The following is a 3,908-nucleotide window of genomic DNA, read 5'->3' on the forward strand; positions in this document are numbered from 1 at the left end:
GATTAAGGGAGGACCTGGCCCATACGGGCGAGGCCCGTATGGGGGAAACAGTGAAGCAACAGCAGAGCTTCCATCGACAGCAGTCGATCGGTCGCGCTACTGGAAGCGTTGCGACCTGGGGAGTGGATCAATGCGCAATGGCGCATCGTAGCTTCCCGGATCCAAGCTACATGGACATGGTGCTGACAACGTCAGCGGTATGCCCCCACACAATGAACAACGTTGCAGAGGGCTGTCAAAACCCCAACTGCTACAAGCTTTTTCAGGCCGATGGCGTAGCGACTAGAGCAGGGACCAGGACTACAAATTTGCTTCCTCTGGACGTGTAGGAACGTTGCTGTTCGAGTGGTCAGCCTTTGCTGGACGGTGCTTATATGCGCAGGGGGGGAACGTGCAGGAACACTTGATCCGGCGGGAAAGCATTTCCCGCGCCGGTGTACAAAAGTGAATAGGAGGGGAGTAGGTACTTCATGGCTGTGCGCCGCTAACTACCTATCAATTCCAGCGTAAGGTGCTGCCTGACTTCCATGGCGTCATGCAGTATCCGAACGATCTCAATGACCTGGTCATCCGCCAATCGATAGTAAACGACATGCCGCGGTCTCTGTACGGTGCCCGTGGCCGTTGCAGCCTGCTTGCGTACGTGGGGCAGATGAACGCTCCTCAGTCCCTCTGAGAGTTCATCTCGAGGGCTGCTACCCACTCTGTTTGGCGTTTCTGCAAGGTCTTCGATGGTTGTACGTATGAGCGCCTGGCACCCGATCCTGGTATGTGAGCCAAGCTGTACTTGGGAGTACCTGAGGACATCCTCGATATCACTGAGGGCCGTATGAGAGAGACGGTACTTCCCCATGCTCAGCGGTTTTTGGTGGGGGGAGGGTCGCTCGTTCGCCGATGTCAGCCAGAAGCTCTCCCAACTGGTCGCCACCAATCTCGATGACATGACCTCGTTCCAGGTCCATCAGTCCTGATGAAGTGGCATGACGCAACGCATCGAGCTTGGTCAGTTCTTCAGCCTCACGCTGCTCCAGCAGGCGAAGCCCTTCGTGCATGACTTCGCTGGCGTTCTGGTACCGGCTGGAGACAACCAGGTCATTGATGATCTGGTCCATATGATCAGTGAGAACGACATTTCGCGTAGCCATGTTGTGCTCCAGGAACAAATAACGCTGCTGCGGGTATTGGCAGATCATGCCATTGCGTTGGCTCACGCCTATTTTAAGCCTGGTGTTCATGCAGGAAGGCCTCTTGCAAGATTTGTCAGGGGGAATGAATGGAAAACGGTAAATGCCCCTGCCTGACCACGGACGGAGGATGGGAGAAGTGAATGCTTCCATCGACAGAAGTCGACAGGGCCTGACAGCGTCAGCGGTACACGCCGACACAATGAATAACGCCCCAGGTGGCTGTCAAAACCCCAACTGCTACAAGCTTTTTCAGGTCATTGGCGGAATAGGCGCGTTTGGCGCAAGAAAGGGCTTCAGGTCGCTCCACGGAATGATGACCTCGGTCGTCCCAAACGCGTAGGCGAGCACCGTGTATGGATCAATAGTAATGAGCAAGCCGTCTTGTGTAAGCGTCCAGCCACGGATGTTGATGGCGGCGCGCTCGACCCTATCGCGTTCTACTGACGTGCCGTCAGCTTTCTTTTTGATGGCCTCGTAGCTTCGGCTGGTCAAAAAGTCTTTCCAGGCGGTGTCCATGTTGAACAGATCCGCAGCTTCAAGAGTATGGAGGCGCGGCTCGATGATGTACGTGAGGCCGGTCGTTCCGCCTTGGCCATGCGGCGTGCCATGGCAGTATTCCCAGTCTGTCGCCTTGACGCTGATTACCTTCGCGGAAGCGTAGTTCACTTCAAGGCTGGAGTATTCGTCGCCATGTCTAGAGCCGCAATCCGAGTCAACCGCGCGCATCGTCCGTTTTTTTTCCATTGCGTCATTCCATGACGCAATCGCTGGTGACAACGGTGCATCGATTCGTGGTGCGCCGGCGTGAATTTCGTACGGCCGGCCAGCTTTGTCGAGAGTGGTCGCGGAAAAGTAGTCGCTACGGCTGAACAGGTAGGGCCCAATCGTAACCGCCGCGGTAGAAAGGTCTTTGAGGCGATCTGTATAGCGCTTAGTCAGGCAGAATCCGACTTCGGAGGCATCCTGAGGCGTGAAACAGAGATCTCGTACGAACTGCAACCATTGTCGTTGCCCGTCTCGCAGGATGGTCTGTCCGTCCGACGACAGGCGTTGCAACGCGGCGTTATACGACGTTGCGATTGAGCTATCCAACGTTGATAGCGCCGGATCGGCGCACACGGCTTTTTCCAAAGGTGAATGGGCGTTGTCGCAATCGAAACTCGCGGCAGACGCAATCGTTGGTATCAGACACGCTATAACCAGAGCACGCTTAATCATTTCAACACTCCTTGAGCTCTGGGAAAACCGAGCGCTACGAATACAGATCAATAAACTGCTTGCTAGGTGTTCAGTCTCGGAGGGGCATGGCACATCCTTGCCAAAAAACGGAAATGGTATACGACTTACGACCGGCGAGGACTTTGTTATATATGGCTCGTCGGGGTCCGCTCCGGCGCTGACTGTGTACAGCTCTCCGGTACACTTATCGGTTTGGGAAAGTCGCCGTCGGCCTTCATTAAGTGACCGATGTCCATGTAGTTCCAGAGCCAGCCTGCGTGCAGCTTCTGGCTAAAGCAGGTAAAAAACAGCTGTTTTTCACCCCATTTCGGTTGCCATGCTGTATCCATCAAGGTTCGGGCCGACGCACTGTTGCCTGAATAGATGTACGTCAGCATGTCACGCCATAGCAGGGCGGGTGGCCACAGATCGTTGGTACCGACCTCTTCCAGCAGGAGCGCCTGCGTATCTTCTTCCAGCTCGACATCCGATGGCGCCGGTTTGCGCATGCCAGCGACGTTCAGTACATAGCGTCCCTGTACGGCATCCCAACTGAGCGAGACTGGCGGTGCAGGGCTGCCTGCGAATGAGTGGTACCAAAACGCGAAACTGAAATCGAAGAAACCCAATACCGGTCCGCCATGAGCAACCTCCTGCATATCGAACTGATCCGAGTTGTAAGCCTCGATATCTTGTTTATGCAGTGATGGAGCAAAACTGATGATGTGCAACGTATGGCAACAATTAGCGCCACCACTGCGGCCCACCACGATCATGTTCGGCGCATGGGTGGGGTCGGGGTCTGTATAGAGCACGTCGAAGTCGAAGTTTCTGAGCGTGATCGGCTGTGAACCTTCTCGCGTCAAGGTCACGATTTTTTTGTCGTCATCCGACTGAGACTTCGCCTTCAGCACGGACACTTGGACGCTCGTATCGCCGACAGTTGAAGTGATCAGCTTCTGGGGTTCGGCTTCCACAGCCCAAACCTGGCTCACAGCAAGATACAACAGCCACGGGGCACACCAGCGCATAAGCATCACATTTTCCCTGAATGTCTAACACAGCAAGTCCATTTGAAATTGACCAAGCGGTGAAGCACGTGGCTCTGGCCGAATGGATCAAGGCACTAGGCTATTACCTTGACATCATCCTCGGTCCAAGTGAAGTTTCTCAGACCGCTTGCTTGAGCATTCAGCAATCCATTCAGCAAGTTGACAGCCGGTCAGCGAACAGGCATCACAGGTGCGCAACGGCAGCCCTTTATGCGGCGGCAGCGATCATTATCTTGATTCAGCCTGTGGTGGTTCAACTGCGTCGCACACTGCATGGGGGCGGTCCGAGCAGGGCGCAGGCAATCGACTGAGGGGGGCTGACACGGCTGTTGAACTTCAGACCCGAATGAGCGGAAAGCCAGGCTTTCCGCTCTCCGTAGAACGTGGTCAGCCGCCGGTGCTGACCGCTTGCCCATCCAGTACTGAGTCCATCTTCAGCTGTGCCAGCTCG

At 55.3% G+C, this 3,908-nt stretch carries 5 protein-coding genes; 1 reads left to right on the forward strand and 4 read right to left on the reverse strand.

Annotated elements, in window-relative coordinates; genetic code table 11:
• Positions 1 to 484 precede the first annotated feature (484 nt).
• Positions 485 to 853, reverse strand: a complete 369-nt coding sequence (locus M5C01_RS32600) for a type II toxin-antitoxin system RelE/ParE family toxin (RefSeq protein ID WP_152742302.1) — start codon at positions 851 to 853, stop codon at positions 485 to 487.
• Complete coding sequence (locus M5C01_RS32605) at positions 816 to 1,100, reverse strand: type II toxin-antitoxin system ParD family antitoxin (RefSeq protein ID WP_248764468.1); 285 nt, start codon at positions 1,098 to 1,100, stop codon at positions 816 to 818. The genes M5C01_RS32600 and M5C01_RS32605 overlap by 38 nt, the downstream gene beginning before the upstream one ends.
• Between M5C01_RS32605 and M5C01_RS32610 the strand changes: the two genes are divergently transcribed.
• Positions 981 to 1,301, forward strand: a complete 321-nt coding sequence (locus M5C01_RS32610; protein WP_248764469.1) for a hypothetical protein — start codon at positions 981 to 983, stop codon at positions 1,299 to 1,301. The genes M5C01_RS32605 and M5C01_RS32610 overlap by 120 nt on opposite strands.
• A 135-nt stretch (positions 1,302 to 1,436) precedes the next feature.
• On the opposite strand, the gene M5C01_RS32615 is transcribed toward M5C01_RS32610, so the two are convergent.
• A complete protein-coding gene (locus M5C01_RS32615; protein ID WP_152742303.1) occupies positions 1,437 to 2,405 on the reverse strand; it encodes a DUF3298 domain-containing protein in 969 nt (322 codons plus the stop codon).
• A gap of 146 nt (positions 2,406 to 2,551) precedes the next feature.
• Positions 2,552 to 3,442 (reverse strand): hypothetical protein, encoded by an 891-nt coding sequence (locus M5C01_RS32620; protein WP_152742304.1) that lies wholly within the window; start codon positions 3,440 to 3,442, stop codon positions 2,552 to 2,554.
• Between the last annotated feature and the right edge of the window lie 466 nt (positions 3,443 to 3,908).

Source organism: Pseudomonas sp. MWU12-2319 (assembly GCF_023242525.1).
GTDB lineage: Bacteria > Pseudomonadota > Gammaproteobacteria > Pseudomonadales > Pseudomonadaceae > Aquipseudomonas > Aquipseudomonas gingeri_D.